Here is a 17,403-nt window from a genome sequence, read left to right as displayed (position 1 = left end):
GGACGCAACCGCATATGCCGCTGGCAGGCCTGCCAAGGCGGGGCAGGCTTGCACCGAAGATACCAGGGATATAGGCGCGGACGGGCCGGGTAAAAGGCTGGCGCAGACACCCTCAGGGCAACACTTCTCGCCGCTCGCCGAGCCGTTGATCGAGCTCAGCGCGCTTGTCGTCCAGGAGGCCGGCCTGGGCCGCCTCAATGACCGTGAACAGCTCGTGCGCATCGCTGAGCCGGGTCACGGTGACGTAGTTGGCGCCGGCCTCGTAGAGGGCGCCGACGTCGGCCAAGAGGTCGGCGGTGGAGACGATCAGGGCGGCCGGATTGAGCGCGCGGACGTGGCGGACCAGCTTCTCGTTGGTGGCCCCCTTCAGCAGCGAATCCGGCACGCTGAGGATGATCATCTCGGATTTGCCGATACCGGCATGGAGCAGCGTATCGACATTGCTGATATCGCCGTAGATCACGTGCAGGCCGCGCGAAAGCAGGGTCTGGTACACATTGGGGTTGAAATCGACCACGGTGATCTGCTCGAGCAGGACCGGCGTCTGCCGCTCGATCTCGGCCAGCAGCGCGCTCGCCGCACGGAAAAAGCCGAGGATGACGATACGGCGGGCCTCGCCGTGGCCGCCCTCGTGCCCCTCCTCGGCGTGGCCGCTGCCGTGGTCGAGGTCGCGCAGGCCGATCCGCTTCAAGGGACCGATCGCCCAGCGGGTGATCTCGTCGCTGCGGCTCATCGCGAAGGTCGAGAGCACCGCCAGCACCACGAAGGCGAAGGAGGTGGCGTTCGCCGTCTCGGCTGCAATGTGGTGATCGGTGACGCCGGTCTGGATCACCACCAGCGAGAACTCGGAGACCTGCGCAAGGTTCAGCGCCGGCAACAGGCTGGCGCGCAAGCCCTGCTTCATCAGATAGAGCGGCGTGAAGGTGGTGACGAGGCGGCTCACGACCGTGAAGGCTGCGATCATCAGCGCCAGCCCGATCACGGAGAGACCTGGCACGGGAATGGTCATGCCGAGCGCGACGAAGAACAGGGTGATGAAGAAGTCGCGGAGCGTGGTGACCTTGGCGGTGACGTCGAGCGCGTAGGGAAAAGTCGAGAGCGAGACGCCGGCAATCAGGGCGCCCATCTCGCGCGACAGCGACAGCCGTTCGGCGGTCTCGGCGACGAGAAAGCACCAGGCCAGCGCGCCGAGCAGGATCAGCTCGGGGCGCCGGGCGATCTGGTGGAACAGCCGCGGCAGCACATAACGGCTGACCAGCAGCGCGGCGGCGACCAGCACCGCGACGCGGCCAATCGAGAGCAGGATGACGCTGGCCTGCAGATTGGCAAGACTGGGCTGCACCGCCAGGAACAGGATCGCGAAGATGTCCTGAAGCACCAGCACGCCGAGCGTGATGCGCCCCGGCAGCGTGTCGAGCTCGCGCTTCTCATACAGCACCTTGACGATGATGACGGTGCTCGACAGCGCGCAAGCGACGCAGAGATAGACCGCATCGAAGTGCCCGCCGCCGAGCGACAGGCCGATGCCGACGAAGAACAGCACCCCGAGCAGGCAGCCGCCGAGCAGCTGGCCGCCCGCCGCGAACAGGATCACCTTTCCCGCCCGCACGATCTTCTTCAGGTCGATCTCCAGCCCGATCATGAACAGCATGAAGATCAGGCCGAGCTCGGAGATGACGCCGATCGATTCCTGCGACTTGACCCAGCCGGCGCCGAATGGACCTATGAAGAAGCCGGCGATAAGATAGGCCAGGATGAGCGGCTGCCGGGAGAAATGGGCGAGCAGGCCCAGCATCCAGGCAAACAAGATACAGAGAGTGATGTCGCGAATGAGCTCGTGCATACCAAATTGGTCCGTTTTGCCGCACCCTAGAGACGGGTTGCGGCGCGGCAAGCGAGCAATTCGTCACATGCGAAAAGGGCTGTTCGCAGCAATGCTGCTAGGCCCCCTCGCCTTCGCCGTGCCGGCCGCCGCACAATCCAAGGTCAATATCGAACAGAACTTTGCCGATTCCCTCACCGCAATGCCGAAGGAGGAGCTCGCCGTCTCCGGCGGGTTCTACGTGCCCGCTTACTCCAGCGTCGCGATGAGCCAGGGCAAGCTGCGCGTCGACTTCTCGGTGACCTTGAGTGTTCACAACGCCTCCGAGACCCAGCCGCTGGTGATCAAACGCATCGCCTATTTCGACACCGCAGGCAAGCAGGTCGAGAGCTATCTGAAAGCGCCGGTGGCCTTGCAGCCGCTGGCCACCGTCTCGATCTTCATTCCGACCGACGACGTGCGTGGCGGGACCGGGGCCAATTTCCTGGTCGACTGGGCCGCGACTGGCGAGATCGCCGAGCCCGTGGTCGAGGCCCTGATGGTTGGCGGCGTCGCCAATGCGCACTACGCTTTCATCAGCCAGGGACGTCCGACCCGGACGGCCACAAAAAAGTAAGGCCGTCCGACCCGGACGGCTGGCAGGAAGTAAGGCTGGCCGGTGCAACGCCGGCCGGCTCAACAAGAACAGAAACGAGGAACGCCCCATGACGTCCAGCTTCGATTTCGCGCCCCTGTTTCCGGCAGGGCTGCCGGCCCCCTCTGCGCGCTGGACAGGCCTTGCCAAATACAGCTTCGTCGGCGGCAACAACGATTCCGAACAAGTGCCGCTCGACGAGTTGATCGAAGCGACCAACACGGTCCTGCGGCGAGAGGGCCGCTCGCTCGCCACTTACGGGCTGGCACATGGCCCGCAGGGTTACCTGCCTCTGCGCGAATTCCTGGTCACCAAGCTCAAGCGCGATGCCGGCTTCACCTGCACCGTCGACGATCTCCTGATCGTCTCCGGCTCGCTGCAGGCGCTCGACCTCGTCAACGCGACGCTGCTGACCCGCGGCGACACCGTGATCTTCGAGCAGGACAGCTATCAGGGCTCGCTGACCCGGCTGGCCCGGCTCGGTGTCAACGTGGTCGGCGTCCCCCTCGACAAGGACGGCATGCGCATGGACCTGCTGGCCGCGACGCTGGCCGATCTGAAGAGCCGCGGCATCCGCCCGAAATACGTCTACACCATTCCGACCGTCCAGAACCCGACCGGCAGCATCATGCCGGAGAGCCGCCGCGCCGAGCTGGTACGGCTCGCAACCGAGTATGGTGTGCCCATCTTCGAGGACGATTGCTATGCCGACCTCGTCTGGTCGGGGCAGCGGCCGCCGGCGATCTACGCGATGAGCCCGAACGGCGGCGTGATCCATATCGGCTCGTTCTCGAAATCGATCGCGCCGGCGCTGCGCGTCGGCTTCATCGTCGCGCCCTGGGATGTGATGTCGCGGATGCTGGCGCTGAAGACGGATGCCGGCTCAGGCGCGCTGGAGCAGATGGTGCTGGCGGCGTATTGCAAACCGCATTTCGCAAGCCACGTGCCGGCTCTGACCAAGGCTCTGCGCACCAAGCTCGACACACTGATGGAAGCGCTGAACGAGCAGTTCGGCACGGCCGCCGAGTTCGAGGAGCCCAAGGGCGGCATCTTCCTCTGGGTGAAGCTGCCCGACCAGGTCGATGCGCTGAAGCTGTATCAGGCCGCGCTCGCGGCGGGCGTCTCGATCAATCCGGGGCCGGAATGGTCGACCAACAAGGGCCATTCCAGCTCGCGGCTCAGGCTGTGCTTTGCGAGTCCGACGCATCAGCAGATCCGCGAGGGCGTCGCCGTGCTGGCCGAGGTCTGCCGCAAGGAATTCGGCGTGCCGGCCCGCAGCGCCAACGTGGAGAAGCGGGCCTGAGGCGCCGCCTCACGCCTCGACGTGAAATTCCACGTTGACCTGGCCGGAGCCGGAGGACGGAAAATAGTCGCAAAGCTGCTCGGCGGCGCCGCAATAGTCGTACCAGCCGAGCGCGGCGAACAGCATGATGGCGTCGGCCATGCCGCCCTCGCCGTTGCACTTGGTGGCGTAGTCCGGAAGCATGTCGAGAAATTCGCGATAGCGGCGGCTCTGCCACAGCTCGAGCACGCGCAGGTCGACCTGGCGGTTGAACTCGCTGGCGATTGAGGTCCACGCCTCGGGGCCCAGCTTCTTGTTCGGCCAGAGCCGATGCGAGAGCGAACCGCTGGCGATGACGGCGACCCGTTCATCGGATGCATCGATCGCCCGGCGGGTCGCTTCACCGAGGATCCGGCTCTCCTCGAATGAGGTGAAGAGCGGCGAGGCCACCGAGACGACCTTCGCGAAGCCGTCCGGGTTCATATAGTGCATCGGCACGATCGTGCCGTATTCGAGCCCGAGGCTCGCCACCTGATGGGCGATCACGTTCAGGCCCGCATCCCCGGCCCTATCAGCGATGGCTTTCGCCAAGCCCGTATCGCCCGGCAGATCGTAGCGCAGATCCTGGATCATTTGCGGCGCCTCGTGGCTCGTGAACGAGCCGCGATGCCGCGCATTGGCATTGATGTGGTAGCCGAAATTGGAGAGCCAGTGGGTGTCGAACACCACGAAGCAGGTCACGCCGCGCTCTTTGGCCCGCCGGCCCAGTTCGCGCAAGGACCTGACCGCCGGCTCGCGCGCGGCGCGCAACGGGCTGCCGGGTTGCTCCGACAGCATCAATGATGGAACGTGGGTGACCTTGGCGGCGAGTACGAGCTGCCCCATGGCGGTCACCTCGAAATGTCAGGCCGCCTGGGGCTGACTGCCGTGGATCGCGGAGGCCAGCCGCAGCAACAGGACGATCGAGACGTTGCCCTTGCCGGCCTCGATCTGGGCGATATAGCGCTCGGAAATCCCCGAACGACGGGCCAGCTCGCGGCGCGACAGGTCGCAGCGCATGCGCGAGGACCGCAGGCGATCGCCCAGCTCGGTCAGAAACTCGGTCTCGGAATAAGGCGGCACGGCACAGCTCCCCGGCAGCACTTCGCCCGCAAAATCCATGACTTGATTCAGCATTGGTCTATCCAGGTTCGCCTTCGGGAAGCGTCATCTTACGCGGGAAAAGACCGCCCTCATTGACGCGGATCAAATTCGCGAGCGATCGGCGGCTGCCATGGACGGAAGCGGGCGGGATGCTACACTTTGGAATTCTTCGAGGCGGGGTTTCTTCAGGACATGACGCGTTGTATGAGCCGCTGGATCGCGGCTGCCCTACTGTGGGCGGCGATCGCCCCCGCGGCGGGTGCCGAGACACTGGCCGCGACGGTCGAGCAATGGGGCCTGCTCGGATCATGGGCGGTCGACTGCGCCGCCCGGCCCGACCGCGACAAGGGCGCGCTGCTGACCTACGAGATCCGGCAGGACGGCCGGGTGATGTACCGGCGCAATTTCGGCGAGGCCAGGGACGAGAGCGAGGTGGTGTCGGCCACGGTCAACGCCGAGGGCTTGCTCAATGTGATGGTGTACTTCCCCTCGCTGCGCCAGGCGCGTGAGTTCGGGCTGCTGCTCCTAAAGGACGGCAGCCTGCGCGCGATCTACAATCGCAGCGAGCGCGGCGAGTACACGATCCGGGACGGCAAATACGTCGCGACGGGCGCCCCGACGCCGACACAACAGCGTTGCGAATAGTCACCTGAACAGCTGTTCAGAATTCTCCTGCGATTCGCCCGGAACGTTCGCGTGAATGCCCGGTTTAGATGTGCATTCGATTGGAGGAGGACATCATGAAGAAGCTTGGTTATGTGGTTGCGGCCCTGGGCGCGCTCGTGATCGCGGCGCCGACGTTGGCAAGCGCGGAGACGGTGGTGATCAAGCGCGGCTATCATCATCACGGGCCGTACGGCGCCCGCGCCGAATTCCGCGAGCATCGCGACTATGGCTGGCATCGCGGCTGGCGTCACCATGGCGACAGGGTCGTCGTGGTCAAGCGCAGCCACCATCACTGGGACTAATTCAGAGCGCAACGTGGAAATGGCCCCTCGCGGGGTCATTTCTTTGCGTATTGAAAGCCCTTCGGACTAGTCCCACGCCGGCGCAAAGCTCGGATTGACGCAGCGGCGATCCTTCGGCAGCGCGGCGATCTTGCGGCGATCGGCATCGTCCAGCGTGATCTTCAGCGCATCGAGGTTGGCCTGCTGGCTCTCGCGGCGCGAGGCCTTGGGGATCGCGGCGACACCGTCCTGGTCGAGCAGCCATTTCAGCGCGACTTGCGCGGCGGTCGCGTTGTGCCTGGCGCCGATCTCGGCCAGCACCGGATCCGAGGCAATGCGCCCCTGCGCCAGCGGACAATAAGCGACGAGCGGAATCGATTTCGCCGCGAGATAGGCCAGCACCTTCGATTGATCGAGCATCGCGTGATATTCGACCTGGTTGCAGGCGATCGGCGCCCCGAAATCCTCGACCGCGATCTTGAGCAGCGCCGTGGTGAAATTGGCGACGCCAATGGCGCGCATGCTCCCCTCCTCCTTGAGCGTCATCAAGGTCTCGAACACCGCGCCCCAGTCCGCAGCCCTGGAGGGCCAGTGCACGAGATAGAGATCGACATGGTCAAGCCGAAGCTTGTTCAGGCTGGCATCGAAAGCGCGACGGATCGCGTCGGGGCTGAGGTTCTCGTGCCAGACCTTTGTCGTGACGTGAAGCTCGCCGCGCGGCAGGCGGGACGCGGCGATGGCTGATCCGATCGGCTCCTCATTGGCATACATCTCGGCGGTGTCGATGTGGCGATAGCCGATCGACAGCGCGGTCTCGACCGCGGCGCGGCAGACATCGCCTTGCATGCGAAAGGTGCCGAGGCCGAGCTTGGGCATGCTGATGCCTTGTGTCTTCAGATTGTCCATGAACAGGCTCCTGACGTCGTTCATCCCACCGGATTCGCGCGGCGTTGCCGCGTCAGCAGACCTTTCGGTGATGGAAAAGAGATGGCGGGGCGGACAGTATAGCCCGGGAGACGCAGCGCGGCCAATCAAGATCGGGTTAGATGCGGTGCCTCTCCATCGTTATGGCCTGGCTTGTCACGGCCATCCACGCCTCACCGCCGGAGCGCATCGTGCCCCCTCACGAATGCTGCGCGACCACTGCCGGACGCGCCTGCGACTCCGGCGCGATGTCGACCGACCAGAGGCTGCGATTGTCCACGTCCTTCAAGGTCACGGTCATCACACAGCTCCCGCCGTCGATGTCGACGCGGCCAAAGAATTGCAGGCCGAAACAGGGCGCCAGATTATCGCCCTGCGCTGCGCTACAGCCGTTCTGGTACATCACGACCGGCCCAAAGGTGTTATCGAGCTCGGCCGGGCCCCAGGTCCCGGCATGCAGCGGTCCGGAGACGAACTCCCAGAACGGCTCGAAATCCCTAAATTGCGCCTTGTTCGGATCGTAATAATGCCCGGCCGTGTAGTGCATGTCGGCGGTGAGCCAGACGATGTTGCGCACACCGGCGCGCTTGATGAAGCAGAGAAGATCGGCGATCTCGTGTTCGCGCCGGTCGGGCGGCCCGTCGCCGAGCGCGACGGCGTCCAGGCTGATCAGACCGATCGGCAAGTCGGCCGCGATCACCTTCCAGGTCGCGCGCGAGGCGGCGAACTCGCGCTTCAGCCAGGCGAGCTGTTCGGCACCAAGGATCCAGCCGCGATGGTCGCTGCCCTTGTTCCAGTTATCGTCGCGATAGCTGCGCATGTCGATCATGAAGATGTCGAGCAGCGGGCCATAGCCGATCTTCCGATAAACCCGGCGCTGCTGCGCGCCGATATTGCGGATCGGCATGAAGTCGAAGAAGGCACGGCGGGCGCGCGCGACCAGGCGCGGGGTACCGTCATCCTCGAAGCCAGCGTCATCATAGCTGCCGGTCGGCGACCAGTCGTTGGTGACTTCGTGGTCGTCCCATTGTGCGAACATCGGCACCTCCGCGTGGAAGGCGCGAAAATTCTCGTCGAGATGGTTGTATTTGTAATTGCCGCGGAACTGCGCCAGCGTATGCGCGACTTCGGACTTCTCCTCCACCACGAGGTTGCGCCAGGTCTCGCCGTTCGGCAGCTTCTGCTCGGCCGGAATCGTGCAGTCGGCGTAGATGTGATCGCCGGAATGGATGAAGAAATCGGGGCGGTTGTCGAGCATGGTACGATAGCTGCGATAGCCGCCGCGCGCGACGTCGATGCCCCAGCCCTGCCCTCCGACGTCGCCGGACCACACGAACGAGATCGACTGGCTGGCTGCCGGCGCAGTGCGGAAATGGCCGAGGCGGCTTTCGCCGCGAAGGCCGGTTGCGATGTCGTCGAAGCGGACGCGATAGAAGATGTCCTGCCCGGACGGCAGGTCGTCGAGCTGCAGCTTTGCGGTGAAATCCGCGTCCGGCAGCGCGTTGCGCGAGGACGACGCGATGATGGACTTGAAGCTCTCGACGGTCGAGCACTCCACGTGCATTCGGGCGGGACGGTCCGCGCGCGCCCAGATCACGGCAGAGCCATCACAGACGTCGCCGGACTGCATGCCGCCGGCGATCCGCGGACGATCGGCGGCGCGGCTGAGGTACGGTGTCGCGAGCGCGCCGAGCGAGGCAACCGCCAGGCTTGAAGTCGAGCGGACCAGGAATTGCCGCCGGGTCCATGCGCGCGAAGCGCGGAGCGTTGCCATTCAGGAAACCTTCGTCGAATCGCGACGGAAGGTGCCTGCGCTCCTTGACTTCCAGCTTACGTTTTCTTGACACTCCCCGCCGACGGTTTTGCGACGCGAGGATGACGGGCGAGGTGAAGCGGCCGCAGCGTCGCTGCCTAGCGCGGAATGGGTTTAGGTCAAATCGACTGCCGCGGTCGTTCACCTCTCCCGCAAGCGGGAGAGGGAGCGCACCTGCCTTGGAGCAATCAAGTCTGATCCCATCACGCCTCAGCGCTTCCAGTTGCAGATGCCGCCGGTGCGGCAGGGCCAGGTCTGGATGCGGGTGTCCATCGCTTGTGCGTCGAGCGGGTTGCCGTGGCGGTGCGCTAGCTTCGCGCGGGCTGCGCCGCGCGGCTGCGCGGGCCTCGCATGCGCGACCTTCGGCTCGGCCACGCGGACGCGTTCGGCGGCGACCTTCTTCGGCACATCGACGGGCTCCGCGCGCGCTTGCGCCTCGTTGCCGCCGCGCGCTTCGAGTGCGACCGGTGCGAACTGCGTCTCGGGCCCGAGACGTTTTGGAGACAGCACAGCCTTGGAGAGATCGAGACCGAGATATTCGTCTGGCTTGTAGTCGTCGGCGCGCGCCATGCCGCCCCATGCGATAACGAGGGCAACGGCAATTGCAAAAGAACCGCTTTTCAGGACCACGGACGCCTCCTGAAATTCCATGATGAAAGGGGTAATTTACCCCTATTTAGGAGGCGTCGCGCGCAATTCCAGCGGCCAAGTGCCGCCGTGGTTAAGAAGTTTGGCGGTGTCAGGCGACCTTTCGCGTCGCCCCCGTCCCATCCAGGAAACCCATCAGACGGCTGCGGATGATCTGTTCCGCCTCAGCCATGACTCGGTCGACGAGTTCCTTGCAGGAGGGGATGTCGTGGATCAAGCCTGCGACCATGCCGCAGCTCCAGGCGCCGGCGTCCATCTGGCCTTCCAGCATGATCTTGGGGTAGACGCCCGCAACCTGGTCGTGGATGTCGTCGATCTTCAGCTTCTCGCCCTTCTCGCGCTCGATCTCGATGAGGCGATCGACATTGGCATTTCTCAGCACGCGCTCGGTGTTGCGCAAGCTGCGCATGATCAGGCGGGTGTCGAGCTCGGTTGCCGCGACCAGCGCGTTCTTCACGTTCTGATGCACCGGCGCCTCCTTGGTGGCGATGAAGCGCGTGCCCATGTTCATGCCGGCCGCGCCCAGCGACAGCGCAGCAACGAGGCTGCGTCCGTCAGCCATGCCGCCGGAGGCGACGAACGGGATCTTCAATTCCTCCGCCGCACGCGGCAGCAGGATCATGTTCGGAATGTCGTCCTCGCCGGGATGACCGCCGCACTCGAAGCCGTCGACACTGACGGCGTCGCAGCCGATGCGCTCGGCCTTCAGCGAGTGGCGGACCGAGGTGCACTTGTGGATGACCTTGATGCCGGCCGCCTTCAGCGCCGGCATGTACGGTTCGGGACTGCGGCCCGCGGTCTCCACCGCCTTGATGCCGCCCTCGACGATGGCGGCGATGTATTCCGGATAAGGCGGCGCCGAGAAGGTCGGCAGGAACGTGAGGTTCACGCCGAACGGCTTGTCGGTCATGTCGCGGCAGCGCGCGATCTCCTTCGCGAGCAATTCCGGCGTCTTCTGGGTGAGACCGGTGATGATGCCGAGCCCACCGGCATTGGAGACGGCGGCGGCAAGCTCCGCAAAGCCGACGAAATGCATGCCGCCCTGGATGATGGGATGCTCGATGCCGAACAGTTCGGTGATCGCGGTCTTCACGTAAGTTCTCCTCCCGGAATTTGCTTAGGTTGGATTCAGTCTAGCCGGACTTTTGCGCCGCGGTCACCATTTCTCTCCAAACGGACGGATCTCCATTTCGAAGGTCCAGGCGCTCTTCGGCTGCTGATACAGCTGCCAATAGGCGTCCGCGACCGACGACGGCGGCATCAACAGATCGGGATTATCGAGCGCGTTCGGACCGAGCGCCTCCAGCCGACGCTGCCGCACCCATTCGGTGTCGACGCCGGAATCGATGATGAGATGGGCGACATGGATGTTCTCCGGCCCGAGCTCGCGCGCCATCGCCTGCGCCACCGCACGCAGGCCGAATTTGGCACTGGCAAAGGCCGCAAATCCGCTGCCACCGCGCAACGAGGCGGTGGCGCCCGTGAAGAAGATGTGGCCGCCACCGCGCGGCAGCATCAGCCGCGCCGCCTCGCGCCCTGCGAGGAAGCCAGAATAGCAGGCCATCTCCCACACTTTCCGGAACACGCGCTCGGTGGTGTCGAGGATCGGGAAATTGACGTTGGCGCCGACGTTGAAGATGCAGACTTCGAGCGGTGCGTGCTTGTCGGCGTCGTTGAGGAAGGAGATGACCTCATCCTCCTTCCGCGCGTCAAGCGAGCGGGCGTGGATCTCGCCACCGGCGGCCTCGATGTCGCTCACCAGCGGCGCCAGCTTGTCGCCGTTGCGGCGGCCAGCGAAAACCGTGAACCCCTCCGCCGCGAATTTCTTGGCGATCTCGGAGCCGATGAAATCGCCGGCCCCGATCACGGCGGCTGTCGCGTTTCGCTTGGGCAAGGTCGCCTCCTCCGGTGAGCGTGGTGGTGTGATTGGCAAGAGGCTATCGTTCTAAAATAGAACTGTCAAATTATGAGCTTTAGTGATAGCCTTATTTCGAAATTGATCTGATATTTCACATCAGTTCCTTTTTCAAACTTATGACGGCGGAGTCGGGATCATGAAGTGGGACATGTTGGACGAGGAGACCTGCTCGCTCTCCCGCACAGTAGCCGTGGTCGGCGATCGCTGGACGCTGCTGATCCTGCGCGAATGTTTTCTGCGGGTGCGCCGGTTCGAGGCGTTCCAGTCTTCGCTCCAGATCACGCGCCATCTGCTCTCGGAGCGGCTGAAGAAGCTGGTCCGGTGCGGCATCCTGCGTCGCGTTCCCTATTCCGACGCGCCGAAGCGCTACGAATACATCCTCACGCAAAAGGGCCTCGACCTCTACCCGATCATCATGGCGATGGTGCATTGGGGCGACACCCATATGGGCGACGAGCGCGGCCGCCCGCTGCTGCATCAGCACAAGACCTGCGGCAAGCTGTTCGATCCGGTCATGGTGTGCTCGGAATGCGGCGAGGTGCTGCATGCCAAGCAAGTGCACGTGCATGCGGGGCCAGGGCAAAAGCAGGCGGTGGGGTGAGTGCCAGGTTTGAGCTGCAGCCCCGTCATCCTGAGGTGCGAGGCATGGGACGCAACGCGTCCCATGGGGAGCCTCGAGGAATGTACGGCCAAGCTATGACAGGGCCGTCGCCCTTCGAGGGCCGCTGAAGAAGCGGCCACCTCAGTGTGACGGGATAGAGCGTTGGGTGCGGTAAGATCAGGACCCCGAATCCCTCAATGCCCCCGCGCCGGCGCACCCAGCTTGATCGGCCGCAGCACCGCCGCCGTGGGGATCATCAGCACCGCGATGATCGCAAGCGTCCAGAACACGTCGACATAGGCGAGCAGATCCACTTGCTGCTGCAAGGTGCGGCCGACCCAGGCGAGCGCTTGTGAGGCCGCATCGCTCGCATTGGAGCCTTGCGCCTGGAAGTAGCGCGTCATCGCGTCGATGGTCTGCTGGTAGCCGAGATCTGACGGCGCGGCGTGCTCGACCAGGCGGCTCTGGTGGAATTGCTGGCGCTGCGCCAGGATCGTCTGCGCCAGCGCGACGCCCATGGATCCCCCGATGTTGCGGGCGACATTGATCAGGGCCGAGGCCTGATTGGTCTTGTCCGGCGGAACGCCATCATATGAGGCTGTCGTCACCGGCAGGAACAGGAAGGGCAGACCGACCGCAAGGAAGATACGCGACAACGCAGCGTAGCCGTAGGTGATGTCGCCGGTGAGCCCTGTGAGATGCCACATCGAGAACGCGACGATGGCAGCGCCGAACATGATCAGGTATTTCGGCTGAACTGTACCAACCAAACGGCCGACCACCGGCATCAACACCAGGGTCGCGATGCCGCCAGGCGACAGCGCGAGGCCCGCCAGCATCGCCGTGTAGTTCAGCTCGGTCTGGAGCAATTGCGGCAGCAGCTGGGTGGTCGAGATCAGCACCGCGCCGGTGCCGAGCATGACGAGGAAGCAGGCGGCGAACTGGCGTCGGCCGAGCAGGCGAAGATCGACGATCGGATCCTCCCGCGTCAGCTCCCACGGGATCAGCGCCAGCAGCGAGACCGCGGCCAGCAGCGCGAAGACGATGATCATGTTCGATCCGAACCAGTCGTTGCGCTGGCCTTCATCGAGCACGAATTCGAGCGAACCGAGTCCGAGGGCGACAAGGGCGAAGCCGACATAGTCGACCCGCAGGCCCCTGCTCAGCAGCTGCTCCCTCTCCGCCTCCGCGCCTGAGGGCTCCTTGACCAGCGTGCCGACCAGGAGGAGCGAGAGCAGCCCCATCGGCACGTTGATCAGGAACACCCAGTGCCAGCTGTAGGTGTCGGTGATCCAGCCGCCCAGCGTTGGACCGATCACCGGCGCGACCACGACGGCCACGCCGTAGATCGCGAAAGCCTGGCCACGCTTGTGCGGCGGGAAGGAGTCGGCGAGGATCGCCTGCTCGCTGGTGGCCATGCCGCCACCGCCGAGGCCCTGAAGAATGCGAAACAGCACCAGCGACTGCAAATTCCAGGCGAATCCGCACAGCAGCGAGGCGATTGAGAACGTCGCAACGCACATCATGTAGAAGCGCTTGCGGCCGATCACCGTCGACAACCAGCCCGAGATCGACAGCACGATCGCGTTGGCGACCAGATAACTGGTGATGACGTAGGTGCTCTCGTCGATGCCGACCGCGAGCCCGCCGGCGATGTGGCGCAGCGCGACGTTGGCGATGGTGGTGTCGAGCACCTCCATGAAGGTCGCGATCGAGACCACGAAGGCGATCAAATAGGGATTGTGCCCGCCGGCCGCCGAACGCTCCGGCGACCAGCCGCCCGCTGACGCGCCGCCTTGCACAACGTCGGTCATCTCACCCTGGTCCAGGGCACGACCGACATGCCGGGACCGACCGGCAGATCGGCCTGCCAGCTGTCGACCACGATCTTCACCGGCACGCGTTGCACGACCTTGACGTAATTGCCGGTCGCGTTCTCAGCCGGCAGCAGACTGAAGGCGGTGCCGGAGCCCGGCTGCACCGAATCGACATGGCCGGTGAGCTTGCGACCGGGATAGGCATCGATGCGAATCTCGACCGGTTGGCCCGGTCGCATGTCGTTCAGCTGCGTCTCCTTGTAGTTCGCGACGATCCAGACCTCATCGGGGACGAACATCATGAGGCTCTGTCCCGCCGTGACGTACGTGCCCTTGGCGCCCGAGAGCTTGACGACGCGGCCGGACTGGGCCGCGACGACGCTGGTGTACTGCAGGTTCAGCCTGGCCTGATCGAGCTGCGCCTGCGACTGCGCGAGCTGCGCCTTGGCGCCTTCGAGCTGGGCCTGCAGCGTCTTGATACCGAGTTGCGCCGAAGTCACGGCCGTCTTGGCGCGTTCGGTGTTGGCTTGCTGCGCCTGGAGATCCGAGCGGGTCTGCTGCTGGCGCTGCACGGTGCCGGCGCCTTTCTCGACCAGATCCTGGGCGCGCGCGAATTCCTCCTGCGAGAATTGAAGCTGGGCCTCGGCCTGTTCGAGCTGGGCCTGAGCCTGCTTGATCTGCTCCTGCTGCGAATCGATCTGCGCCTCGACATTGGCGTTGTTCGCCTTGGCATTGGCAACCTGCGCATTGGCCTGATCGACGGCGATGCGATAGTCGCGCTCGTCGATCTTGGCGAGAAGATCGCCGGCGCTGACGTGCTGATTGTCCGTAACCGGGATGTCGGTCACATAGCCGCCGACCTTCGAGGCCACCGAAAAGCTGCGCGCCGCGACGAATGCATCGTCAGTGGATTCGTAATGGCGTACCTCGAGCCAGTAGCGCAGACCGCCGACGAGCGCGGCGATCAGCACGATGGTGCCGAGAGCTGCGATCAGCCAATGCTCGCGAAGCCGGTCACGCAGCGAAGGCGTTTTCGCCGACTTCTCCTGGGCGTCCTGCGCCGGACCTGGGCCGGTCGTTGGAGCTTCCTTCGTCCGCAGCGGCTGCTCCGCGGACGGTCCACGCTCCCGTGTCTGAGCATCCACGGCCGATACCTCTCTCGGGATTTGAACCGGCGATCAGCGGCTTGAGCCGGACCCGCACGCCGGGAGCCCAACGACCGCGCGGAAGCATGGTTCCGCGCTGCAAGACCAGCGCGATCATTCGTGATCGCACCGCTCAAAAAGCGCGGCATCGTTCATGCCGCGCTCGCTTTAAAGCTGCAGGACGAGAACAGCTTCGTCAGTGCGTCTTGGTCTCGTGCCACTTCTCGAGATCGGGCTTCACCTCGCCCGATCCCTGCTCTTTCTCGGGATTGCCCTTCCAGGGCTTGTCCGTCTGTCTGTGCGAACCCCAGTCGTTCTGTTGCCGGGGATCGTCATTGGGCCGTTCTTTGCTCATCGATCTATCTTTCCCTGAAACCTCAAGCGAAGCGTTCCCTGAAACCTCAAGCGAGGGGAACGCCGTAATAGGCGTTGATGCCGCGCACCGCGGCATCGTCACCCCAGTTCCAATCGCTTCGTTCGCCGTATTTCGGCGCCCCTTCCAGCTCCTTGGTGGTAATGCCGGTGACGTACCCGCCGAGCTCCGTGTCGTATTTCAGCGATTGCCAGGGCAACGGATAGTGGTCGTTGCCGAGGCCAAGGAACCCTCCGAATCCGAGCACGGCGTACGACACCTTGCCGCTGACCTTGTCGATCATCACGCGTTCGATCGAACCGATCCGATTGCGATCGGCGCCGTAGACCGACGTTCCCTCGACCTTATCGCTGCCGATCAGCCGCCCCATCTCGCTGCGGCCCAGCTCGCCTTGATTCAGCATCTCGATCCTCCACTCAGCCAATGTGAATCAACCGGATCAACCAGCGATCGTTCCGGCACCGATGTTCCAGCGGCGAGCCAGGAACATCGCAGGGAAGGAGCCGTTCTCTGAGCTTCATGCACAACCAAGGACCGCGCGATGTCCCAGACCGTCTCCGACTTCATCGTCCAGCGTCTGCATCAATGGGGCGTGCGCCACATCTTTGGCTATCCCGGCGACGGCATTAACGGGGTATTCGGCGCGATGAACCGGGCCGAAGGCAAGATCGGCTTCGTGCAGGCGCGGCACGAGGAGATGGCGGCATTCATGGCGAGTGCTTACGCAAAGTTCTCCGGTCGGCTCGGCGTTTGTATCGCGACCTCCGGACCCGGCGCCTCGCATCTCATCACCGGGCTCTACGATGCGCTGCTCGATCACCAGCCGGTGCTGGCGATTGTCGGTCAGCAGGCACGCAACGCCCTCGGCGGGCACTACCAGCAGGAGCTCGACCTTCTCTCGATGTTCAAGGACGTCGCCGGAGCCTACGTCATGCAGGCATCTTCGCCCGCACAAGTGCGGCACGTGATCGATCGCGCGGTTCGGATCGCGCTGGCGCGGCGAACCCCCACCGTCATCATCCTGCCCAACGACCTGCAGGAGGAGCCTTACGAAAGCCCGCCCCACGCACACGGCACCCTGCATTCCGGCATCGGCTACAGCGCACCCAGCATTACGCCGCACGAGGCCGATCTCGATCGCGCCGCGGAGGTCCTCAATGCCGGCAAGAAGGTTGCGATGCTGGTCGGCGCCGGCGCGCTTGGCGCCACCGACGAGGTGATCGCCGTCGCCGACCGGCTGTCGGCCGGCTGCGCCAAGGCGCTACTCGGCAAGGCCGCGCTGCCCGACGACCTGCCATGGGTCACCGGCTCGATCGGCCTGCTCGGCACCGAGCCCAGCTACAACATGATGATGGAATGCGACACGCTGCTGATGGTCGGCTCCGCCTTTCCCTATGCCGAATTCCTGCCCAAGGAGAGCGCCGTGCGCGGCGTGCAGATCGACATCGACGCCAGCATGCTCTCGATCCGCTTTCCCATGGAGGTCGGCCTCGTCGGCGATGCCGCCGAGACACTGCGCGCATTGTTGCCGCGACTGAAACCCAAGAGTGACGGCGCCTGGCGTCAGCGGATCGAAGATGACGTCGCAAAATGGTGGAAGACGCTGGACGGCCAGGCACATCAGCCGGCGGCGCCGGTCAATCCACAACTCGTCGCCTGGGAATTGTCCCCGCGCCTGCCCGACCGCGCGATCGTCACCAGCGATTCCGGCTCTTGCGCCAACTGGTTCGCGCGCGATCTGAAGATGCGACGCGGCATGACGGCCTCGCTCTCCGGCGGCCTCGCCTCGATGGGTGCCGCCGTACCCTATGCGCTCGCCGCGAAGTACGCCCATCCGGATCGGCCAGTGATCGCCCTCGTCGGCGACGGCGCGATGCAGATGAACAACATGGCCGAATTGATCACTGCCGCGAAGTACTGGCGCAACTGGAAGGATCCGCGCTTCGTCGTCTGCGTTTTCAACAACGAGGACCTCAACCAGGTGACCTGGGAGCAGCGCATCATCAACGGCGATCCGAAATTCGAGGCCTCGCAGCGCATTCCCGACGTCTCCTACTCCCGCTTCGCCGAGCTCATCGGCCTGCGCGGCATCTTCGTCGATAGCTCAGAGCTGCTCGGCTCGGCCTGGGAGCAGGCGTTGGGATACGAGATGCCGGTCGTGCTGGAGGTGAAGACCGATCCCGAAGTGCCGCCGCTGCCGCCGCATATCACGCTGCAACAGGCCAAGAACTTCTCCCTCGCGCTGATGAAGGGCGATCCGGACGAAGGCGGGATGATCAGGGGAGCAGCGCGGCAGGTGCTCGAAACGATCCTGCCCGGAAAGGAATGAGGTGAAC

General features: G+C 64.5%; 18 protein-coding genes. 6 read left to right on the top strand and 12 right to left on the bottom strand.

The genetic code is table 11. The annotated features are described in order from the left end of the window. Window positions 1-112: 112 nt before the first annotated feature. Window positions 113-1,843, bottom strand: coding sequence for a cation:proton antiporter domain-containing protein (locus UNPA324_RS24245; protein WP_141936300.1), 1,731 nt, complete (start codon window positions 1,841-1,843; stop codon window positions 113-115). 67 nt (window positions 1,844-1,910) lie between these two features. Between UNPA324_RS24245 and UNPA324_RS24240 the strand changes: the two genes are divergently transcribed. After that, entirely contained in the window at window positions 1,911-2,438 is a 528-nt protein-coding gene (locus UNPA324_RS24240) for a DUF3124 domain-containing protein (RefSeq protein ID WP_164935904.1), read from the top strand. Between the two features lie 88 nt (window positions 2,439-2,526). Next, on the top strand, window positions 2,527-3,759 hold the full coding sequence (locus UNPA324_RS24235) for an aminotransferase-like domain-containing protein (RefSeq protein ID WP_128916761.1): 1,233 nt from the start codon (window positions 2,527-2,529) through the stop codon (window positions 3,757-3,759). A 9-nt stretch (window positions 3,760-3,768) separates the two neighbouring features. Here the strand turns inward: UNPA324_RS24235 and hpaD are convergent, their stop codons facing one another. Together hpaD and UNPA324_RS24225 are read right to left on the bottom strand one after the other, a co-directional pair. Further along, window positions 3,769-4,623, bottom strand: coding sequence for a 3,4-dihydroxyphenylacetate 2,3-dioxygenase (hpaD, locus tag UNPA324_RS24230; RefSeq protein ID WP_141936299.1), 855 nt, complete (start codon window positions 4,621-4,623; stop codon window positions 3,769-3,771). Between the two features lie 18 nt (window positions 4,624-4,641). After that, window positions 4,642-4,914, bottom strand: coding sequence for a helix-turn-helix domain-containing protein (locus UNPA324_RS24225; RefSeq protein ID WP_128916759.1), 273 nt, complete (start codon window positions 4,912-4,914; stop codon window positions 4,642-4,644). Window positions 4,915-5,073: 159 nt separating this feature from the next. On the opposite strand from UNPA324_RS24225, the gene UNPA324_RS24220 reads away from it, so the two are divergent. Continuing rightward, complete coding sequence (locus UNPA324_RS24220) at window positions 5,074-5,526, top strand: hypothetical protein (RefSeq protein WP_128917159.1); 453 nt, start codon at window positions 5,074-5,076, stop codon at window positions 5,524-5,526. A 95-nt stretch (window positions 5,527-5,621) separates the two neighbouring features. Further along, a complete protein-coding gene (locus tag UNPA324_RS24215; RefSeq protein WP_128916758.1) occupies window positions 5,622-5,849 on the top strand; it encodes a hypothetical protein in 228 nt (75 codons plus the stop codon). Between the two features lie 66 nt (window positions 5,850-5,915). Here the strand turns inward: UNPA324_RS24215 and UNPA324_RS24210 are convergent, their stop codons facing one another. From UNPA324_RS24210 to UNPA324_RS24190, 5 genes are all read right to left on the bottom strand, one after another. Further along, entirely contained in the window at window positions 5,916-6,734 is an 819-nt protein-coding gene (locus tag UNPA324_RS24210) for an aldo/keto reductase (RefSeq protein WP_141938987.1), read from the bottom strand. Window positions 6,735-6,951: 217 nt separating this feature from the next. Next, window positions 6,952-8,526, bottom strand: a complete 1,575-nt coding sequence (locus UNPA324_RS24205; RefSeq protein ID WP_141936297.1) for an alkaline phosphatase D family protein — start codon at window positions 8,524-8,526, stop codon at window positions 6,952-6,954. Between the two features lie 249 nt (window positions 8,527-8,775). After that, window positions 8,776-9,195 carry a hypothetical protein gene (locus UNPA324_RS24200; RefSeq protein ID WP_141936295.1) on the bottom strand — a complete coding sequence of 140 codons (420 nt, stop codon included), beginning with the start codon at window positions 9,193-9,195 and terminating at the stop codon, window positions 8,776-8,778. A 109-nt stretch (window positions 9,196-9,304) separates the two neighbouring features. Further along, complete coding sequence (locus UNPA324_RS24195; RefSeq protein ID WP_141936292.1) at window positions 9,305-10,306, bottom strand: NAD(P)H-dependent flavin oxidoreductase; 1,002 nt, start codon at window positions 10,304-10,306, stop codon at window positions 9,305-9,307. A gap of 63 nt (window positions 10,307-10,369) precedes the next feature. Next, complete coding sequence (locus tag UNPA324_RS24190; RefSeq protein ID WP_141936290.1) at window positions 10,370-11,107, bottom strand: SDR family oxidoreductase; 738 nt, start codon at window positions 11,105-11,107, stop codon at window positions 10,370-10,372. A gap of 160 nt (window positions 11,108-11,267) precedes the next feature. On the opposite strand from UNPA324_RS24190, the gene UNPA324_RS24185 reads away from it, so the two are divergent. After that, entirely contained in the window at window positions 11,268-11,732 is a 465-nt protein-coding gene (locus UNPA324_RS24185; RefSeq protein ID WP_141936288.1) for a winged helix-turn-helix transcriptional regulator, read from the top strand. Between the two features lie 194 nt (window positions 11,733-11,926). Here UNPA324_RS24185 and UNPA324_RS24180 read toward each other — a convergent pair whose 3' ends face one another. The 4 genes from UNPA324_RS24180 to UNPA324_RS24170 all read right to left on the bottom strand — a co-directional run bounded on the left by UNPA324_RS24180 (window position 11,927) and on the right by UNPA324_RS24170 (window position 15,470). After that, the gene (locus tag UNPA324_RS24180) at window positions 11,927-13,546 is read right to left on the bottom strand and encodes a DHA2 family efflux MFS transporter permease subunit (RefSeq protein ID WP_141936286.1); all 1,620 of its coding nucleotides are present in this window, start codon (window positions 13,544-13,546) and stop codon (window positions 11,927-11,929) included. After that, entirely contained in the window at window positions 13,543-14,694 is a 1,152-nt protein-coding gene (locus UNPA324_RS24175) for an HlyD family secretion protein (protein ID WP_141936284.1), read from the bottom strand. The genes UNPA324_RS24180 and UNPA324_RS24175 overlap by 4 nt, the downstream gene beginning before the upstream one ends. A 196-nt stretch (window positions 14,695-14,890) precedes the next feature. Further along, window positions 14,891-15,049: a hypothetical protein gene (locus UNPA324_RS35290; protein ID WP_164935903.1), complete on the bottom strand. Its 159-nt coding sequence runs from the start codon at window positions 15,047-15,049 to the stop codon at window positions 14,891-14,893. A 46-nt stretch (window positions 15,050-15,095) separates the two neighbouring features. Continuing rightward, window positions 15,096-15,470 (bottom strand): PRC-barrel domain-containing protein, encoded by a 375-nt coding sequence (locus tag UNPA324_RS24170; protein WP_128916750.1) that lies wholly within the window; start codon window positions 15,468-15,470, stop codon window positions 15,096-15,098. A 138-nt stretch (window positions 15,471-15,608) separates the two neighbouring features. On the opposite strand from UNPA324_RS24170, the gene UNPA324_RS24165 reads away from it, so the two are divergent. Continuing rightward, window positions 15,609-17,396, top strand: a complete 1,788-nt coding sequence (locus UNPA324_RS24165; protein ID WP_141936282.1) for a thiamine pyrophosphate-requiring protein — start codon at window positions 15,609-15,611, stop codon at window positions 17,394-17,396. The last annotated feature ends 7 nt before the right edge of the window (window positions 17,397-17,403 follow it).

Source organism: Bradyrhizobium sp. UNPA324 (genome assembly GCF_006658635.1).
Taxonomy (GTDB): Bacteria; Pseudomonadota; Alphaproteobacteria; order Rhizobiales; family Xanthobacteraceae; genus Bradyrhizobium; species Bradyrhizobium nanningense.
Note: the sequence above shows the minus strand (reverse complement) of the source record. Positions and strands in the feature narration are given on the sequence as shown.